Origin of the sequence: Lactococcus sp. NH2-7C, assembly GCF_029953655.1 — a bacterium.
GTDB lineage: Bacteria > Bacillota > Bacilli > Lactobacillales > Streptococcaceae > Lactococcus > Lactococcus lactis.
This window is the reverse complement of sequence record NZ_CP124538.1, coordinates 1,524,327-1,543,873: the sequence shown is the minus strand read 5'-3', so window position 1 is coordinate 1,543,873 and position 19,547 is coordinate 1,524,327. Positions and strand designations below refer to the sequence as shown.

22 protein-coding genes are annotated in these 19,547 nt (G+C 30.7%); 5 read left to right on the top strand and 17 right to left on the bottom strand.

Annotated features, from left to right (window positions below):
* Positions 1-21 precede the first annotated feature (21 nt).
* Positions 22-924 (top strand): LCP family protein, encoded by a 903-nt coding sequence (locus QJV49_RS07800; protein WP_225512421.1) that lies wholly within the window; start codon positions 22-24, stop codon positions 922-924.
* A 24-nt stretch (positions 925-948) separates the two neighbouring features.
* Here the strand turns inward: QJV49_RS07800 and QJV49_RS07795 are convergent, their stop codons facing one another.
* The 16 genes from QJV49_RS07795 to QJV49_RS07725 all read right to left on the bottom strand — a co-directional run bounded on the left by QJV49_RS07795 (position 949) and on the right by QJV49_RS07725 (position 14,058).
* On the bottom strand, positions 949-1,863 hold the full coding sequence (locus QJV49_RS07795) for a phosphodiester glycosidase family protein (RefSeq protein WP_309568387.1): 915 nt from the start codon (positions 1,861-1,863) through the stop codon (positions 949-951).
* A gap of 54 nt (positions 1,864-1,917) precedes the next feature.
* Positions 1,918-3,354, bottom strand: a complete 1,437-nt coding sequence (locus tag QJV49_RS07790) for a polysaccharide biosynthesis C-terminal domain-containing protein (RefSeq protein WP_225512423.1) — start codon at positions 3,352-3,354, stop codon at positions 1,918-1,920.
* A 525-nt stretch (positions 3,355-3,879) separates the two neighbouring features.
* Entirely contained in the window at positions 3,880-4,089 is a 210-nt protein-coding gene (locus QJV49_RS07785) for a hypothetical protein (RefSeq protein ID WP_225512424.1), read from the bottom strand.
* Positions 4,090-4,169: 80 nt separating this feature from the next.
* Complete coding sequence (locus QJV49_RS13235; protein ID WP_396427041.1) at positions 4,170-4,373, bottom strand: glycosyltransferase; 204 nt, start codon at positions 4,371-4,373, stop codon at positions 4,170-4,172.
* A 69-nt stretch (positions 4,374-4,442) separates the two neighbouring features.
* On the bottom strand, positions 4,443-5,354 hold the full coding sequence (locus tag QJV49_RS07780; RefSeq protein WP_225512425.1) for a glycosyltransferase: 912 nt from the start codon (positions 5,352-5,354) through the stop codon (positions 4,443-4,445).
* Positions 5,355-6,560, bottom strand: a complete 1,206-nt coding sequence (locus QJV49_RS07775) for a hypothetical protein (protein ID WP_225512426.1) — start codon at positions 6,558-6,560, stop codon at positions 5,355-5,357. It abuts the gene before it with no gap.
* Complete coding sequence (locus QJV49_RS07770) at positions 6,557-7,630, bottom strand: glycosyltransferase (RefSeq protein WP_225512427.1); 1,074 nt, start codon at positions 7,628-7,630, stop codon at positions 6,557-6,559. The genes QJV49_RS07775 and QJV49_RS07770 overlap by 4 nt, the downstream gene beginning before the upstream one ends.
* The gene (locus QJV49_RS07765) at positions 7,627-8,724 is read right to left on the bottom strand and encodes a glycosyltransferase (RefSeq protein ID WP_225512428.1); all 1,098 of its coding nucleotides are present in this window, start codon (positions 8,722-8,724) and stop codon (positions 7,627-7,629) included. The genes QJV49_RS07770 and QJV49_RS07765 overlap by 4 nt, the downstream gene beginning before the upstream one ends.
* A gap of 202 nt (positions 8,725-8,926) precedes the next feature.
* Positions 8,927-9,409 carry a PssE/Cps14G family polysaccharide biosynthesis glycosyltransferase gene (pssE, locus tag QJV49_RS07760; protein ID WP_225512429.1) on the bottom strand — a complete coding sequence of 161 codons (483 nt, stop codon included), beginning with the start codon at positions 9,407-9,409 and terminating at the stop codon, positions 8,927-8,929.
* Positions 9,409-9,879, bottom strand: a complete 471-nt coding sequence (gene pssD, locus QJV49_RS07755) for a PssD/Cps14F family polysaccharide biosynthesis glycosyltransferase (RefSeq protein WP_225512430.1) — start codon at positions 9,877-9,879, stop codon at positions 9,409-9,411. The genes pssE and pssD overlap by 1 nt, the downstream gene beginning before the upstream one ends.
* 9 nt (positions 9,880-9,888) lie before the next feature.
* Positions 9,889-10,575, bottom strand: coding sequence for a sugar transferase (locus tag QJV49_RS07750; protein ID WP_225512431.1), 687 nt, complete (start codon positions 10,573-10,575; stop codon positions 9,889-9,891).
* A 21-nt stretch (positions 10,576-10,596) separates the two neighbouring features.
* Complete coding sequence (locus tag QJV49_RS07745) at positions 10,597-11,361, bottom strand: tyrosine-protein phosphatase (RefSeq protein WP_225512432.1); 765 nt, start codon at positions 11,359-11,361, stop codon at positions 10,597-10,599.
* 54 nt (positions 11,362-11,415) lie between these two features.
* Positions 11,416-12,111, bottom strand: coding sequence for a polysaccharide biosynthesis tyrosine autokinase (locus tag QJV49_RS07740; RefSeq protein ID WP_225512433.1), 696 nt, complete (start codon positions 12,109-12,111; stop codon positions 11,416-11,418).
* A gap of 9 nt (positions 12,112-12,120) precedes the next feature.
* Positions 12,121-12,900: a Wzz/FepE/Etk N-terminal domain-containing protein gene (locus QJV49_RS07735; protein ID WP_225512434.1), complete on the bottom strand. Its 780-nt coding sequence runs from the start codon at positions 12,898-12,900 to the stop codon at positions 12,121-12,123.
* A gap of 39 nt (positions 12,901-12,939) precedes the next feature.
* Complete coding sequence (locus tag QJV49_RS07730) at positions 12,940-13,707, bottom strand: polysaccharide biosynthesis protein (protein WP_225512435.1); 768 nt, start codon at positions 13,705-13,707, stop codon at positions 12,940-12,942.
* 33 nt (positions 13,708-13,740) lie between these two features.
* On the bottom strand, positions 13,741-14,058 hold the full coding sequence (locus QJV49_RS07725; protein WP_003131262.1) for a helix-turn-helix transcriptional regulator: 318 nt from the start codon (positions 14,056-14,058) through the stop codon (positions 13,741-13,743).
* Between the two features lie 516 nt (positions 14,059-14,574).
* On the opposite strand from QJV49_RS07725, the gene QJV49_RS07720 reads away from it, so the two are divergent.
* A protein-coding gene (locus QJV49_RS07720) for an IS3 family transposase (protein WP_225512436.1) occupies positions 14,575-15,686 on the top strand; the annotation gives its coding sequence in 2 pieces (ribosomal slippage) (positions 14,575-14,791 and positions 14,791-15,686; 1,113 coding nt in all).
* Between the two features lie 193 nt (positions 15,687-15,879).
* Here the strand turns inward: QJV49_RS07720 and QJV49_RS07715 are convergent.
* Entirely contained in the window at positions 15,880-16,671 is a 792-nt protein-coding gene (locus QJV49_RS07715; RefSeq protein ID WP_081043275.1) for a helix-turn-helix domain-containing protein, read from the bottom strand.
* 265 nt (positions 16,672-16,936) lie between these two features.
* Here QJV49_RS07715 and QJV49_RS07710 point away from each other — a divergent pair, with 265 nt between their 5' ends.
* From QJV49_RS07710 to QJV49_RS07700, 3 genes are all read left to right on the top strand, one after another.
* Positions 16,937-17,380, top strand: coding sequence for a hypothetical protein (locus QJV49_RS07710; protein WP_130124200.1), 444 nt, complete (start codon positions 16,937-16,939; stop codon positions 17,378-17,380).
* On the top strand, positions 17,377-17,769 hold the full coding sequence (locus tag QJV49_RS07705; RefSeq protein ID WP_225512437.1) for a hypothetical protein: 393 nt from the start codon (positions 17,377-17,379) through the stop codon (positions 17,767-17,769). The genes QJV49_RS07710 and QJV49_RS07705 overlap by 4 nt, the downstream gene beginning before the upstream one ends.
* A gap of 351 nt (positions 17,770-18,120) precedes the next feature.
* Positions 18,121-19,491 carry a Rep family protein gene (locus tag QJV49_RS07700; protein ID WP_225512438.1) on the top strand — a complete coding sequence of 457 codons (1,371 nt, stop codon included), beginning with the start codon at positions 18,121-18,123 and terminating at the stop codon, positions 19,489-19,491.
* Positions 19,492-19,547 lie beyond the last annotated feature (56 nt).

Genomic DNA, 19,547 nt, shown 5'->3' with positions numbered 1-19,547 from the left:
TAATATATATATGGAGATACCATGACTCAAAAAAAGAGGCGTTATTATCGTAAGAAAAAACACACAGTACTAAAAGTTGTTTCAATTATTTTTGCATTAGTAATTATCGCTATTGCTTCTATAGCCTACGCCGCTTATAGAAATGTTGAATCATCATTTTCAACATCATATGAAAATTTCCCTAAAACAACAAGTATCGACTTAAAAAAGTCTAAAACATTCACCACACTTATCATTGCAACTGGTAAAAATAATTCTAAAAATACAGCTTATGCTACTGTTTTAGCCTCAACGAATGTAAAGACAAATCAAACTACTTTCATGAACTTCCCAGTTTTTGCGACAATGCCTAATCAAAAAACAATCACTGAAGTTTACAATACGAATGGAGATGATGGAATTTTCCAGATGGTTAAAGATCTATTGAATGTGTCCATTAACAAAGTAATTCAGATTGATGTTAATAAAATGGGGTCACTTGTACAGGCCACTGGTGGAATCACCATGCAAAATCCAAAGGCATTCAATGCTGAAGGTTATGAGTTTAAACAAGGAACTGTTAATTTACAAACTGCTGATCAAGTCCAAGCCTATATGACACAAATTGACGATACTGATTTGGATGCTTCAATCACTCGGATTCAAAATGTCTCAATGGAACTCTACGGAAATATTCAAAAAATTGCTCATATGAAAAAACTTGAAAGTTTCAATTACTATCGAGAAATTCTCTATGCTTTTTCAAACACTGTTAAAACCAATATAAGTTTCAATGATGCTAAAACGATCGTTATGAGCTACAATAAGGCTCTAAAGAATACCAGCAAGCTCAATCTACATACAACAGATGAAAATGGAGCTAAGGTCGTTTCTCAAACAGAATTAGACTCAGTCAAAACCCTTTTTGAAAAATCTCTAAAATAAAAGAACCAAGAGGTTCTTTTATTTTTATTTCATCACAATATAATCCGGTACGGCTCGATCGTCTTGACTAGCAACAATCGTTTTACCATTGACAGATAGTTGACTTGAGCCGCCACTATCAAGTAATAACATATTTTGGAGCTTCAAATTTGACACTGACTTCATTATATTATCATAACCTGCATTTGTATCACTCAAAATAGCATAGAGATTATTATCTTTATCATTCGCAATAAAAATATGGATCTTCCAATCTACTGAGCCATCACTTGGTTGAATTTTACCATCACGGATAATTGCAGTACCAAAATCATAGGCTTGTTGCCCTCCGTTTTTAATAATAGTTGAAGCAGGTGTACTTGAATCATAAATTTTGCACGAACCATCTTTGTTAATAACAAAAGCATATTGAGTCGTTGTACCTGGGCTCCAGTCCTGAATCAACTTTCCATTATTAATTTGAAATCCAGCTACTTGTCCTGTCTGCATATTAAATGCGGAAGCATTCATAATCAAAGCATTAGGATACTTAGCTATAACTTCTGACATTTTCATCCGTTGATCCGTACGATTGGTAACTGTTTTTAAGACTTCCGGATTGTTAATTCGATAAATAGTGATATTATTCGTAGATAAATCAGTAAATTTATCTAGATTTACCTTTGAGGGAACTTTAACCCATTCTGGTATACCAGTATCATCTACAAGTGCTATACTACCCACAGCAGCTTCTTCACCTTTTTGCTCTACATAACCGTTAGAAGCTGAAGTTTTGGTCGGTTGATCCGAACTATTTGTTTTCATATGATCAGTACGAATAAGTGAATCTCTTAAGGCATAAGCCCCCGCTCCTATAAGGGCAATAAAAATTAAGATAGGTATAATTATCACCCAAATATTCTTTTTCATCTTTTTTTTTCTTTCCAATTTATCCTCCATAATATAAGTTAATCGTAATGCTAAATATAACATAAAACTGTAGATTTATAAGTATTATCTGATTACATTCCGCTTAATCAAAGTATTGAACATCAACCATAATTGTGTTTTTAGAAAATAATTCATTAAACTGTAAATTACAACACCTGAAAAGATTTGAAGGAGCAACTGTAAAATCGTCATCTTAAATGTCTGATTCATCAAGAACACACAACTAAACATTACTAAACCCGAAACAAAGTATTTCCAGACTCCCAAAAATAGCTCAAAGAGTTTAAAATCCTTTTTTACTCCGTTATATTGATAAAATACAATAACAGTTTCTGTAATGATTAAACTATAGACCGCACCAAAGACACCAAATAATGGAATTAACGATAAGTTAAATACTAAATTAAATATAACGCCAATTACAAACGAAGTGGAATAAATCTTTAACTTATTTAATGGCAAAAGATACTGTGTCCCCAAAACTCCCCTCCATGCGATCAAGGGCACCACAATAGTTTCTAACATCATGACTTCCCCCACTTTTGTAAAGTCTTTTCCAAAAAAGAAGGGCGCAAACTGAAGGGAAATTCCTGCAATTCCAAAGGCAATACCAAGTGCTACGCCTGTATTGATATTAAAAAGCTTTATAATCATTTTTTTTATTTTTTCATTTTCACTCAAACTAAATAAACGAGTAATATAAGGCATCATAACAACACTTATTGATTCAACTAATGACAATGACATTATAATCAGAGTATCAGATTGGTTAAAAAAACCAGCTTGTACAACTGAGGTAAAAATACCCAGAAAAGTTTTTCCAGACATTGAATAGATCGTTAGTGCCACTGTTGGTAAAAAAAGAACTAGCGTATTTTTAAAATGTTTATTTAATTGTATGTTCATATTTTTTAATTTATTTGGAAAATAAATTTCATTTATCATATATGGCCATAGCGAAAGATTACTAATTAGAGAACTTACATTTAAAATAATAATATAAATTGCTAAATCATTATAGTTCTTAACAAAAACAAAAATTGCAAATACACTTAAAAATTTAATGATAGTATTTCGAATGACCGTAATTTTAAATTTTTCTAAACCAAAAAAATACCATGAAATATCAAACATACTTGCAAAAATTGCAATAGATTGCCAAATAAAAATTTCCTGGTATTTTTTATTAATAATAATAACCAAGAAAAAAAGAATGAGAGCAACAATAGAAGCTATCCAACTTATGAAGGTTATACCCCAAAAAGCTTCACTTCTCTTCTTTTTATCTTGCTGACAAGATGCAATTTCTCTAATACCATAGCTTGATGTTCCTAAAACTGCAAGAAGAATAAAATATTGTGTAAATGAGCTTGTGAAAGTATTAATACCGATACCGTCAACCCCAAGAACTCTAGAGAGATACGGCGAAGTTATAAGTGGCAAAAAAATTATTAAAATTTTGTAAGAACTATTTAACAAGTAATTTTTTAATATACGCATTTTTCTCCCTTGTATTATAAACTAATTTGCGCGAATATATCTTTTCATAAAATAAAATTAGAAAATATTAGCTAACCATTACAGCTCTAATCAAACTCATTTAATTTGTTAATCCTATTTATAAGTGTCTCTAGAATTTTTGTATGGCGCAGTTAAATTTTAAATTATATCTAATTCTATTATAAATTAGAAAACAAAAAATTTTTGAAGTTTTAATGAAATAAAATATTGAAAATATATCTTCCTAACAAATAAGATCTTCAAAGTGTCACAATTTTTTATTTTTATCTTTTATTAAATCAATTAATTGTACTCTATTAAACTTTTTCTGTCTCTTTCCAAATTTTTTACTTTCAACAAGAAGTCTCTTCTCCTTTAGGATTTGGCCAATGAATGAGGTACAAATCAGTGCTAGATAATCTTCCTCCTAGTATAAAAAAGTTTCTGGGAAAAAGCCTATAAATCTTTCTAAATAATGCTCAGTAAAATAAATTGCGGCACCCATTAGGCTTTCCTCAAAAAGATCTAGAGTCCTAAGAGAATAATCTCCATTGTTTCTGATAGATACATTATTTTTCTTAATTTTTGATAAATTTTACCATGAATAAGCGACATCAAAAAGATTTGTTTAATATTTGTGTATTGGCGAAATCTCAATACTTTGTGTTGATCAACTGCAAGGTGATAAGGGTTTTGATTAATACCATCCCTTCCAATAATTTCGGAACCAATCATTGCACATTTTTTTGAATAATTTATTGAGGTAAGTTTTTTTAAATATTCAGTATCATCTAAAATTGTATCTGCACTAATAACTAATATATTAAAAATACTTTTTTTCTTTTTAAAAATTTTATTCCTAAATTATTTCCTTGTGCAAATCCTATATTATCCCTACTCTTAATCAAATGAATATTAGAAAAATACTTATATTTATCAGCTAAATACTCAAATGATCCATTGTTTGAAACATTATCTACAATAACAATTTCAAAATTTTGATAACTTTGAGCTTGAATCGAACTAATACAATCTATTGTATCTTTAAAAACTTTATAATTTAAAATAACTATTCCTATTTTTTCATTTTACTTTATGAATCTCCCTCTATTTATAATTTTTAATATAAATATCACCGACTTTGCCTCAGTTATCTTAACCATGGTTGAGAAAATCCAGAATTGTCGCTGAGTTCTTGATAAAGTAGCATATTTCTTGATCACTACTAAAGATGATTGGTAAAGTATCAATTTTGTTTGAAGATTTTTCAATACTGAACTTCTAGAATAATCATGTAAATGTTCAAACTTTACTTGATTAAGCAATCCAATCTTTTTCCCTAAAGATTGGATTTGCTCCGCAAGAATTATCTCTTCCCAGTAAAGAAATACATCTTCATCAAAATATCCTATCTCTTTTAAAATATCTGACCGGATGCCTAAAAAGGCCCCTATAACACCGTAAACTTCATATAACTTTGGAAGTGCCTTTGCCTTTTCAAGTGTTCTGTCTCGACCCAAACTTTTTCCCTTAAATTTTCGTTGAAGAAATCTAGTAATAGTAAATATTTCCAAAAGATTAATTGACCAATCTTTTCGATCAAACCATTGCCATTCTTCGGCAATTCCGGGTCCATCATGGATTGATGATAAAACAGCATAGTCCTCATGTTTTTCAAAATTTTCAATAACCTCTATAATTGTCTCTTCTGAAAGTGAAACATCAGGGTTAATTATAAAGCATATTTCTAGATTATCCTTTTCAACTAATTCCTTTAGTCCTATATTATTTCCAGCATTATATCCTGAATTTCTATTATTCAATATTATTTTTATTTTAGAATTAACAACTTGATTAAGTTGGATTCTAGAGTTGTCTGTAGAAGCGTTGTCTACAATAATAATCTTTTTTATGGATTTGAAATTCACCAAAATATTAGCAAGTCGAATTGAATCGTTTGCAGAATTATAATTTAAAATAACAGCACCTGCTGAAAGCATTCAGATTCCCTCCCTTTCAATTCTATCAATTGCAGTCATCAGTCCAATAATAAACATCAAAGTAATAAACCTTTCCATTGAATTACTCAAAACAAGATATGAAAGTGTTGTAAGTTGGCAGTATATAATAAAAGTCGCAATACCAATTAATAGTGGATTTCTGATACTAATTACTATCATTTTTCTTATTATCGAAAAAATTGCAAGTAGAGCAAAAATTCCAAAGTTTACAATATCTCCAATGGTCCCTATATCTGTAGTCGTAAAAGAGCCATAAGGACCATGAGCAAGATACGTAATCTCCCCCCATTGCACATTATCGTATAGACCTATCCCTAAAGGAAAATGCATTGGGATCACTGTATATAAATACCAATTGAGTTCCCCTTGTCTAACTGAACTTGATCCCGCATAATCACCCGTGCTCTCTGTAAAAGAATTAATATAATGATTAATGTATGAAGAACCTCCGAAAAGGCATATAAAAAAAATGCAAGTACTTAAAATCAAAAGAAGGACTATGTTCTTCTTGGAAATTATTGAAAAGAAGAGCATTACAAAAACTGATATAATAAGAGAAATGAAAACCTGCCGTGTTTGAATAGCATATAAAATAGCTGCAAATCCAGAAATAATATTAACCGCAAAAATTGGAGTTAATTTATGTTTTTTCGTAATAACTAAGGACAGTAAGAGAAGAACTACAAACGGTAGAATAGCTCCTCCCAGGGAAAAACGTGGACCATTTCGAAATCCATAAGGAACTTTTAGAAAAAAAAATCCTGAATAGTTAAAATAGATTACTTGAAGTAACATAATAAAATTACCAATAGTTGAAACATAAATAATTGATTTTAATGTAAAAAACCACTCTTCAGTTACAAATACATATACTGATAAAGCCAATGTCATAATTCCTAGAACATTGATGTACTTGATAAAAGCGTTAAAAACAAATCCTATATTAAAGAAAGTCATGATCAGCCCAGAAGTTACCATAATTCCTATAAACACTAACGTTGAACTAAAATAAAATTTCGTTTTAATACGCTTATTCCAACAAATTAAAAAGAAAGTAATAGATAAAATAAAACAAATAATTTGTGATATTTGATCTGAAACTGGAAATATACCATAAAACTGATACATGAAGATAAGTAAAATAATAAATACTAATTTTGCATAAGTTTTCTTTTTTTCGCTCATTCTTTCCCTCTTAAACACTTCAAAAAGTAATATATTGCTTGTATAAAGCGTTCATCGTAATTCGTATCATACAAAAATTCTAAACTTTTGTAGATATTAGAACGTGTTTCCTCATCATATTTTAATACTTTTAAAACTTTTTGTTTAAATATTTCTACTTGATCTGCCGGTGCAACCTCGCCATTGATTCCCTCTTTTAAAAAATCTCTGATTTCAAGTAAGTCTGTAGAAACTATTGGAATATTTCTTGAAATTGCCTCGACTAGTACTAAACCAAAAGCTTCAAAAGTTGATGTCAAAAGAAAAACATCAATATATGGCAAGACATCCCAAGGTTTTTCTTGCCACCCGTACCAGTTAATTTTTACTGGAAGACTTTTTAACATATTATTTGCATAATCTTTTAATTCGCTATCTTGGTTACCAGAACCAACAATATGAAGCTCTATTTTTTTTTCTACTGCAAGTGCCGCAACTACTTTGAATAAAGTAGAAAGATTTTTTGGAGGGGCTAATATTAATCTACCAACATAACCTATCTTTATTAGATTTTCTTGTTTTGTACCTTGTTTTTTTATTTTTTGACTAGACACAGGATTATAAATAACTTTGATATTATTTTTTAAAATACCCAAGGTTTCTAGTTGTTCAACAGTTTCACTATTAATTACTAAATGTCCATCCGCATATTTTAAATATTTTGGATTCATGAAATCCATTCCCAATACTGGAAAATGTAACCAAGACAAGACAATAAAATTTTTTTTAAAATATTTTTTTACTTGATTGGCAATATAACAAAGTCGAGGTCCCAAACAAATCACAACATCAATATCATCAAAAATAAGTTGCTTCAAAATAAATAATGTTCTATTCCCTTGTCTTAACTCAGTTTTTTCAAAATAAATTCTCTGATTTAACCACTCGTAATATTCTGGTATATCTGGTAAAACTAAGGTTAAATTAAACTTCTCCCTAATAAAAGCACTTGAAAATATATAGTCTAATACTTTCTCTGTACCACCTTTCCCCGATAGGTTGGGGGCAATTATTTTTATTTTTCTCTTCATTTGTTTTTAATATTCTCAATTAATTTAATAAAATAGTCAGCTATCGTCTCATCATCTAATCCTGCTTGAATAATAGCTTTCCCGCCAATAGTTGAATCATGATGTTCTTTGATTTTAAGGTTTTCAACCCACTTTGCCCATTTTTCAACTTCTAACGGTAAATAATCAATAAATGAAGAAATTTTCAATTCTGGTATAAAATTTTCTGAAGATACAACTACTGGCACTCCAGCTGCCTGGGACTCTAAAGCGACTATACCGAAAGATTCTACTATTGATGGGATTATAAGGCCATCTGTAGCTGATAAAATACCTTTAATATCATCAATTGAATCAAAAAGTGTTACATGGTTCTCTAAATTATTATTTTCAACTTCACTCTCTAATTCTTTCTTTAAATTTCCAAATGGGGTATATCCAAAACAAAGAAGTTTAAAATTTATTCCTTTTTCTTTTAATTTTTGAGCAAGTTCCAAAGAAAATTTATGATTTTTCACCGCCGTATATGTTGCTAATTGAATAATTAGTGTTGTTTCTGAAGAAATTTTATACTTTTCTCTGTAAATCATTCTGCTATTTTCAGAAAAATAATAATTTTTTATTGATAAGCCATTTGGTAGAATTTGAAATTGTTTGTTTTTAAATAAAAAAGTACCTGCTTCTTTACTTACTGCTAACCCTAGATCAAAATGATTTAAGAAATATCTCCTCAGAATCTTATTTAAAAATGAATAGTTTGTCATTACTGAATGAGCCTGTACAATAATTTTACTGTCAAGATTTCTTAGTGCAAATTCTTCAAATGCCATAGATGAGCTATTCCCATGTACCCATACATAATCATATTTTTTATTTATAGCGAGATTTCTCAGTAAAGAAATATAATGTAAAGGCCGTCTTTTTCTATTTCCAAAACAAAAGATTTGACCCTCATTATTTAAAATTTCATCTTTGAGTGATTCGTCAATAAAACCAGTATATAAAAAATCTATTTCATAATTTCTCTGTTTTAAAATAGCCCTATAATAACTCATAATTGAGCTAGTAATTCCATTTTTCGATAATTCAACTGTACTAATTATTAATATTTTCAATATTATTCCTCTCTACTTTCTTTATAAAACACTTCGTGATTTTTATCTTTATATTTATATACAATGAATTTTATACTATTATAATGGAAACTACTCAAATCATATACTTTCTGGTAAATAAACTTAACTTTAAAAAATTCTGCATAGCTCTAGTTTTACTATTTACTTATTTTCCATATATTTATCTGAAACTGTCTATAAATCAATTAATTTCAGATATAAACTTATCTATTTCGTACAACATCCTATTACTATCTTTTTTGTATAGATTAGGTTTAAAATACTCAATATTGCATAAATCAGAATATAGATCATTTAAATTTGTATTGAGAAGGATATGTTTTCTTTTTTTAAATTCTTCTACTATTTCTAATTGATGATCATCAATATGCTCATTATATTTTTTTAAGCGAGGCACTACAATAACTTTCTTGTTTTTTTTCAAAGCAGAAACTATACTTCCAACTCCACCATGAGTAATTATTAAAGTCGCTTCATCCATAAGCAAATCAAATTTATTTGAATCAAAAAAATCTTGAAACTCGTAATTCACAGGTTTATAATCTGAATTCCCCACCTGCGCTACTACACGTTCTGTTATTTTTTTCTCATCGATTAATTTATCAATTGTCATCAAAAGACGATTAAATTGAAATTTTTGTGTTCCTACTATCAATAATATCACTAGAATAGTCCCCCATAGTATTTAGCTTTTGGATGCTTTTCGGATAATGTTGGCCACTGAACAATGAATAAATCCACGAACTTATAAACTAATTTCCCGGTAAGTGATAATTTTTTTGTTCGAGCAAAGGATTCTACAAAGATGACTTTTGCCCCCATTAATTTTCCGATGACGCATGCTGGATATGCAACTAATGCACCCGTAGTTAAAATAATATTAGGTCTCTCACGAAAAAAGCATACCATTGTTTTTATAAAAATTAGAAGAAAATTAAAAAAAAAATATTTCTCATCTCTATCAATTTTTCTAACATAGTACTGCCTATTACCTATTCTTATATTAGAAAACTTATCAAGTTCAGTAATTTGAAAAGTATCATACTTTTCTGAAATCATTCTTAGTTCATTAAGTTCTTTTAAATGCCCCCCAGAAGAAGAGACCATACAAATTTTAACTGATTTTTTTTTCATAATATTTCTTTAATACGCGTCCGATCCGTGAATACTTTGTGAAATTGTGAGTACTAGAAGCTTGATATCGTTTTTGGTGCTATGGTACTGGAGATAATAGAGTTCTAAATCTGCTCGTTGAGGAAAAATAACTTTACTTCGACCATGTGTCGTCCAATAACCAGTAATTCCAGGTTTACATATCAGTAAATAAGGAAGGCGCTCCCCATATTCTTTCGCTTCAAAAAGTAGAATTGGCCTTGGACCAACTAATGCCATATCCCCTTTAAGGACATTGATAAATTGTGGTAATTCATCAATTGAGTGTTGTCTAATAAATGAACCAATCTTCGTCACACGGGGATCATTTTCTAGTTTATTGCCATTGGCATGATAGGCGGCTTTAACTTCTGGATGCAGCTCTAAATACTGCTCAGCATTAAGAATCATTGTTCTAAATTTTAAAATATAAAAAATTTTACCGTTTTTTCCATAGCGTTTTTGTTTATAGAACATTGGCCCTTGATCTTTTTCCGAGCTCATTTTGTAAGGGACATAAAGCAATGCAGCCGCGATAAGAAATAAACTTGAACCCACTAATCCCCCTAAAATATCAATCCCTCTTTTTATAATTATCTCTCTGTGAGAAAATTTTTTTAATTCTACTAACTTATGCTCTTCCGGTTCAGGTGATGAGACATCCTCAAAAACTTTCATTATTTACTCCATTTAATCCTTTTAAAATAAACCTAAAAATTTTTTTGTTTTGATCTTTGTTGGTTTTTCTTGATAAAAACTTTCGTTTAAAATCACTGACTCTGCATTATTTTGAAACATTTTTGATACATCAGAACCATAACTTTCTTCAATCATTTCAAATGCTTCCTTCATCTTAAATGCACGTGACGTCACATTATGAGCATCTGATGCAACAAAATGCGTCAGATGGTTTTCTATCATTTTAAATGATAACTTCTGTATTTTTTTACCAAAATGACCAGTGACACTTGAAGCTGTTATCTGACTTAGTACTCCTTGTTCAATAAAATCAAATAATATATCCGGATTCTCAATGATTCCACTGTTACGTTCAGGGTGAACCAAAATAGGTTGAAGCCTCTCCAATTGAATATTATAAAAAAGTTCTTTAGCATAAGCTGGCACATGATTTGATGGAAATTCAATCAATATATAACTTGAAGTGCCCGCTGCTGTCAGTAACTTTCCTTCAGAAAATTCTTTTAATAAATCACCATATATTCTCACCTCTTGTCCGGGTAAAACTTCAATTGGTAATTGATGTTCGTCAATGATATTTTGAACTTCCTTAACTTTTTTTAAAATAAGGGGTGACTCATTATTAAATTGAGGATTATGATGAGGAGTGGCAGTGATGGTTGTTATCCCTTCATCGATTGCTGATTTCAGCATTGTCAGAGTATCTCCAGAAGTTTTAGCTCCATCATCTATCCCCGGTAAAATATGGCAATGAATATCAATCATTTGCTCCCCTCTTCTACAAATTTCTGTCTTTTATTTGATTAAAATTTATTCCAATTACTCTACTCCGTAGTAGTAATACGACGGTGACTCAGAAGAGTCTACCCCATGCAAAACAACTCCTAATATATTTGCATTAACTTGTTCCAGTATTTTTTTTGTTTTTGCTAAACTCTCTTTTTTTGTTTCATAGGCACGTACAACAAGAACCACTCCTCCTACATAACTACTCAAAATTTGAGCATCAGTAACTGCAGAGAGAGGTGGAGTATCAATCAAAACAACATCAAAGAAATCGGACACAGAGTCAATCAAATTCTTCATTGCACTAGATGCTAATAATTCCGATGGATTAGGTGGAATTGGACCAGAGGTAATTATTGTAAGATTTTCAGAAAGTCTTGTCCCTTGTATGGCATCTTCAATCGAAGATTGATGCATTAAAATATTGGTTAATCCTACTCTATTTTGTACTTTAAAAGTAATGTTAACAGTCGGTTTACGAAGATCGCCATCAATTAAAAGTACTTTTTTACCTTGTTGTGCAAAAGCAACAGCTAGATTAGCACTCGCGGTTGATTTACCTGCAGCTGCTTCTGAAGATGTTACTAGAAAACTTTTAATCCCTTGATCCGCCATTTTAAAATCAATGGTCGTACGAATCGTACGATATTGTTCGGAAATAGGTGATTGAGGATTGACACTGGTAATAATATAACGATTATTGTCTATGCTTCTTTTATTTTTAGCCATCCTGAACTCCTATCTTTTATTCCTTTTTGATGATCTATTTACTTCATGGTCGCTAGGCGGACTTGACTTAGTTCCCGATTGCGTGCCATTTTTATTCGTATTATTATTAAAATCACTCATTTGAGCATAGGTTGTTACACCAAGAACCGTGAGTCCCAGAGCTTCAATATCTTCTTCTTTATTAATTTTGTTATCAAACAATTCCTTCAATAAAGCAATGGCTAAACCTAAAACTAGTCCGGCTATAACAGATATCGCTAAATACAATTTAGGTTTAGGACTAATTGGTGTTGTTTGAGCTTTTGCTTTGGATAGAATATTAACGTTAGTAACATTCAATAGTTTCGCTGCATCTGAACTAAAAATTTTAGCAGTCTCGTTTGCAATCTTTTGAGCAATGTAAGGATTAGAATATTTAACAGTAAGCGTAATGACTTGTGAATTTGTTTGATTTGCTGCTGTAACTCGTTTTTGGAAAGAGTCATCAGATAGATTTAAATTACTTTGAACTTTATCTAAAATGACTGGACTAACAATAACTTGGTTAATTGTGTTCGCCATTTGAATATTACCGGTCACTTGTCCAGCGTAGGCTGCTGAATTATCCGAATTTGGTAGTTTAACGACAAGTTGAGTTGAGGCTGTGTAAACTGGGGAGGCTATAAAAAATGTGTAGATGCTCCCTAATATTGTGACTATTAAAGCACTAAATAATATTAAACCTAACCTTTTGCGAATAATTTTAAAAATCCCTCTTAAATCAAACGTCTGTTCCTGTGTTTCCTGCATTTCTTCTCCAATATTTAATAATTGTTATTTATAACTTAATTAGTTTGCTGTAAAATATTTAGTAATATAATCTAGCCAAATCTTATTCCCCGAATCATTTAGCGTTCTATAAACTCCATCATCAGCAAATAGCCCCTTCATTTCATCAGAATTTTTGTCTGGGTAACTAGACCAGTAGTCTATATAGGGATATTTTGTAGATAAAGATTGTTTAAATTGTTCTTCTTGTACGGGGTACACAACACCACCATAAATCGGTGGAGAGGGTTGAACTATCACCTCTGCTCCTGTACTAACCAAATTTGTTATAAGTCGCTCATTACTAGTCAGTGAGGCTGTTGCTTCAATATTTTGGTTATCATTAAAAAGTGGAGCTTCATATAAAACAACATCAGGGTTAGTCGCCAATACTTGATTTTGAACTTTTTCAGCCAATAATTGTTCACTAGTTTCGCCATTGTAAGTGATATTTTTGATGTTCCAAAACTTATTTCCATAATATTTTTGCAAGTTTTGTTGAAATTGTTCAGAAATAACTGAATCAGATTGCCAAATACAAGTTAAAGTAACTTCTTTATTTTTGGATGAAACATCATCTATTTTATTTTGAACTGATTTTGGTAAATTTTTATAATAATTTTTATAGGTAAGGTCTATCTGATTTTTTTCACTGCTATTTTTTACAACTTCTTTTCCTTTATCAGCTTTTGAAAGATTATTTATCCTAGAATTATAACTATAGAAACCTCCAATTATCAATGCTATAGATATCATTATAGTAATTACAAAAATTCCTTTTTTCATCATATTAATAAGAAAAACTCCCTAAATTTATTATTGTTATAACTCTATTTGATATTCTAAAAAAAGCCATTTTTGACAAATTATAAACATTTCTTTTTTCTCTTCTTGAGTTAGAGTTTTAAAAAGATTAATTGCAGAACTGTCATTAGGCTCATCAATTATACCCATCAGATATTTTGGAGACACATTAAAATACTCTGATAGTCCTATTAACCTTGTCCCAGAGGGTTCTCCTCCCAACTTATAATTATTCAAAGAATTTCTAGGGTAACCCAATTCCCTCTCTATTTGATTTGCAGATTTACCACTTGATTCAACTAATTCCTTTAGACGATGGTAAAATAAATCATTCATAAATATAATCCCTCTTTTTATTAACTTTTGTAAGAAAAATCTTAATTTTATGAAAAATTAAATCAAAACTTGCTTAAGTTAAACCATTTTGGTATTTTTTTAATTTTCAATACTATATTAATACATTATATAAAAGAAAATCTTTTAATGCAAGTGAAGGTAAGGGTTTCAAACTTTAAACTGCAAGAAATTTTACGCATAAATAAAGATATAAGTTTAATCATTTAGCATGGTTTTTCAACTTTACTTTCAGAAAAATTAAAATTTTCCTGAAAGTTATCGCCTTAACTCTATCTTAAACCTTTAATGATATCAGTATACTCTTAATATTAAAAATATACAAAAATTTTCAAACAATTGCCAAAAATAGATTTCTCTCCAAACTTTCTAATCGCATTAATTAATTCAAACTCAATGCCTTTTTTACTCGTATATTATACTTTCCTATCATTTAGAAGTGATGTTATCCTTAAATCTTAGAGTCACTATTGTATAATTTAGACAAAGGACAAAAACATGAAAAAACGCTACTCAAAAGAATTTAAAGAAACCCTTATCGCCTTCTATCATTCTGGTCAATCCGTCACCCAGCTGTCTAAAGAATACAACGTGGCCCCTGCAACAATTTATAAATGGATAGACCTCTACTCTAAATCTAATGAAAGCTCCGTCTCTAAAGCTGATTTTCTAGAATTAAAAAGACAACTGGCTAAAGTTAAGGAAGAACGAGACATCTTAAAAAAAGTATTGACCATATTCGCCGAGAAAAAGAAGTGAGTGCTGCGGATATGGCTCAAACCATACAAACTTTAGCACTCAATGTCAGACTAAGCTGTCAACTCCTTGATGTTCCTGAATCAAGTTATTATGAACGGATTAACCGACATCCATCTAAAACTCAATTAATGAGACAATACCTGTCACTCAAAATTTCTCAACTCTTCAATGCTAACCGAGAAATCTATGGTGCTCCTAAAATTCATCATCTTCTACTTAAACAAGGGGATAAAGTCGGGTTAAAACTGGTACAGAAGCTAATGAAGCAACTTCAACTCAAGTCTGTAGTCATTAAGAAATTTAAGCCTGGATACTCACTAAGTGATCACATCAATCGAAAAAATCTCATACAGACTAAACCTACAAAGAAAAATAAGGTTTGGTCAACCGACATTACTTATATTCCTACTCAACAAGGATGGGCTTATCTCTCAACCATTATGGATCGTTATACTAAAAAAGTCATTGCTTGGGGTTTGGGCAAGCGAATGACAGTAGAATTAGTGCAAAGAACTTTAAATAAGGCCATTAAATCACAAGACTATCCAGAAGCTGTTATTCTTCATTCTGACCAAGGAAGCCAGTATACGAGTCTAGAGTATGAAGAGTTGCTTAAGTATTATGGAATGACTCACTCTTTCAGTCGAAGGGGATACCCTTATCATAATGCCAGTCTTGAATCTTGGCATGGACATTTAAAAAGAGAATGGGTCTACCAATTTAAATATAAGAACTTTGAAGAAGCCTATCAGAGTATTTTCTGGTACATCGAAGCCTTTTATAATTCAAAACGAATCCATCAAAGTTTAGGGTATCTTACACCTAATCAATTTGAAAAGGTAAGTGCTTAAAATAAATAGATTAAAATTCTACGTTTGTTACTCTAAAAACTTGACTTAACGTCAAAGTGAATTTTCAGATTAAAAATTATATCTTTGATATATTAAGATATAAATTTAAACTTATGATATATAATAAGACACTTAATAAAAACACAATTAAAAATAAAAAGTACTGAATTTTTAAAGCGTTCAGTACTTTTTATTAAAATTTAAATGGGTTTTTATGATCGTAAAGTTCTTTCAAAGGTTGTTTATGGGATTCTCCTCTTTGGTAATATCCAAAAAGCTCATCATATAAGTTCAATTTTTCTTTTACTTTTTCTTCTAATCTTTCAATCTCATTAATAATCAATTGAGAATTCTCAAAAGAAATAAGTTCTATTTTTCTATCTCTATCAAGTTCTGTATTTCCTCCTAGAATGAAATCGATATCTTCATCAGATAACTCATCTTTCTCTTTTTCAAATCTTACTTTTTTATAGAGTAGTTCAATAACATTAATATCATTAACAGCTGTTTCATATCTAAAATTTGTATCTATTCTCTCTAAAATCAGACCTGCCTGTACGGTCTTTGACACCTCAGGATTATCAACCATTAATTGTTCAATCGGAACTTCCAAGACAAGTGCTAATTCAACCAAAGCATCATCAGTTAAATACCTTGTCCCATCTTCAATTTCTTCTATATCTCGTACAGATGTCCCAATAAGCTTGGCTAATTGCTTTTGTGTCAATCCTTTTTTTAATCGATTCGCTCGAACGTTTTCTTTAACACTATTAAAATACTGAGTATAATTACCTCCTGCTCTTCCTAAGAGGTAGTCAATAGAAACATTAAAATATTCCGAAAATTGCTTCAAACGCTGGGCAGTCGGCTGATTTTTTTTATAGCTATAGAGAGTATTTTTACCTAATCCAAGTTCTTGTTCAATTTCATTAAATGATTTCCCTTGTTTTTTAGCTAGGTCTTGTAATCGCTCATAAAAGTTCATATTTCATTCTTTTCTAAAATTTATATTTAACAGTTGACTTTTTTAGATTAATAATCTAAAATACAATTATAGTTAGATTTTAAATCTAAAAAAGTTATTTTTTAGATTATTTAACTAAATTATATCATATAAGGAGTTAAAAATGAATGACCCACCAATAAAAAAATCGTCCTCGCTACCAGGCAAAAAGACGACTTACAAAATTATATAACTTGATTATAACACACTGACCTTTGAAAATTAAATATAAGAGGATAACATTTATATGGATATTCAGACCCTAGCTCATGACCTCGGAAAGTCTGTTTCTACTCTCAAGCGTTGGAAAAAACAAATTGAGCATTTGGCAGAATATGAATTTGAAGAAAAAACAGTTCAAATCGGAAGAAATCAGACTCAAAAAGTCCCTGACTTCGATTCAAAAGAAGTGAGACGTTTCCAAAAAATGGCACAATTAATTGATTCCAAAGGTTTAGAACAAACAATTTTTGAAGTCTGGGGAAATGCACAACTTTTGACCTTAGAACATATCCAAGGCAAACACAATCACTTAGCACAAGCTTTTATCAAATACCGATTACAAGCAAACAAAAAGTTTGATTCACTCAAAAAAGAGAATCAATCACTAAAAACAGGACTTGATACTCTAACGCAAGAGTTTAAAGTTTATCAAGAAAATAATAAAAAGAAAAAAGGACTATTTAAATGAACAATAATAAATTAACACTCAACGACAATACTGTAAAACTCGGTGGAGTTAACCTTGATAAAAATAACTTCGATATTCCGAAAAAATTTATGGTGAACTTTTCTAAAGCTCGATTTTCTAAAGATGGAAACAAAGCTATTTTACAAGCGCTTGATGCTGGAACGGCACTCGTATTAGAACAAGCTGGTGTTGATCTTTCCCAATTAAAACCTATCACAATTGAGGTTTATGGTGGACTAGATGAGCTTCAAGATTACAAAGATGAAGAAAAAGAAGCGGTCATTGAATGTACGAATCCACAAGTTCGTTTACTTTGGGATATGGGAATGAGTGCTTGGCGGGGAGTTAAACTCGTAACTGATAAAATCACTTTATCTAAAGGCGAATGACTGTCACAGGATGTGTGAATGCGACAAGCCATGTGGGATGCCTGACGTCTGCGAAGCACAAGACGAGTAGGGCAAGACCACATGGGGAACGCTGGCGAATGAACAAAACAGCCTGTGGAAGTCATGCCCTAGAGAAGATAAAAATGTGCTTACCTAGACAGTTGTCTACGTGCCCACCATTTTAGGGCTTGTCAACAAAATGGTGTAACCCCAAACACACCAACACTTAACAGCACTTTATCAATTTCAAAATTATAGATAAGCTCTCACTTTTTTACTGTCTATGAAACTGTCTATGTGAAATCACATAGACGATTCTAGACGGTCACATCGACACTTTTTAGAAATGAGGTGTATTTTATCGAAGAAAAAAGAATTAAACAATTTGTTTTTGAACAACAATTAAAAGCAGAATATTGGGATTGGGAAGATGAACAACTCGAACTCTTTGACGATTGGCAGGCTAATAAAGCACTCATCTTTGAAGAAATTTATCGAAGACTTAAAACATTAGAATCTGAAAAAGTGAAATTAGAATGTATTTCGCTCATCGTTCACTATTTAGATAAAAATGATTTGAATGAATTCATTTTTCCTCATGTTCATCTCTATGGAAAATATTCCGACAAGAGAACTCTTACGAGGATTGCTAAAGCATTGGGCATTAATGTACAATATATTGAATTTCCTAAAGATAAAAATAGATATTTTGAAGAAAATCAACTTGCTTATCTTACTCATGCACAACAACCAGATAAATATCAATACCCCACTCATGAAGTCGAAACCTTTGGAACATTTGATTATTCAAATTTTATTTTAAGCAATGCTATGAAATTTGAAAAACAAAGTGCAACAATCAAAAGAAAGAAAAACGATGAAAGCTTAGATTTAATCAATCAGCAAATTTTAAAAGGCGAACTATTCCTTGAAGATATTTTAGCAGATGATGATTTATTTCTCCTTTACAGTAATCACAAGCTACAATTCAAACAAGCGTTTGATTCTTACGCTGAACGGTTAGCATTTAAAAATTTAAAAGATTTAACCACAGGAAAATATAAATTGACTGTCATGTACTTTCAAGGCAAAAGCTCCCTCGGAAAATCATATCTTGCAAGAACAATTGCCCAAAAAGTACGAGAATATGCGGAAGACAATAAATTTAAAAGTCGTATCTACTCCGCTTCTTCTTCTAATCCTTTTGACGACTACTATGGAGAAGATATTATCCTATTAGACGATATTCGCCCTGATTCACTACGCAAAGCCGACTGGCTCAAACTCTTAGACCCAATTAATACTTCTCGAATGTCTGCCCGCTTTACTAATAAACAAGTAGTACCACGACTAATATTGATTACTAATACACAGCTTCCAGAACAGTTCTTTAATATTTTTAAAGACGAAGCATTAGACCAATATATCAGACGAATTAACTTTTGCACGATTCTATCAGAAAAACAACAAGGCAAAGGTTATGAGGGTGGTGTTTATTATCAACTCTCTCAAACCAAACGTTTATTTTCTCCAAAAGTAAGAAACATCAGCGCTTATGAGAAAGAAGAAATTAACTTTGACTTAGAAGCAATCTTTTCAACAGACAATCAAGAAGAATTTACAGAAAAACTTTTAGGTCAACATCTCCTCCCTCGGATATATCCAAAAACAGAAAAAGATTTTGATTTCTTAAAATCTAAGATGACAGAAAAAGCCGACTAGACAAAACGACTTAAAAAAATTTTCAAAACCAACGTAACATAAAATTTACAGAAAGG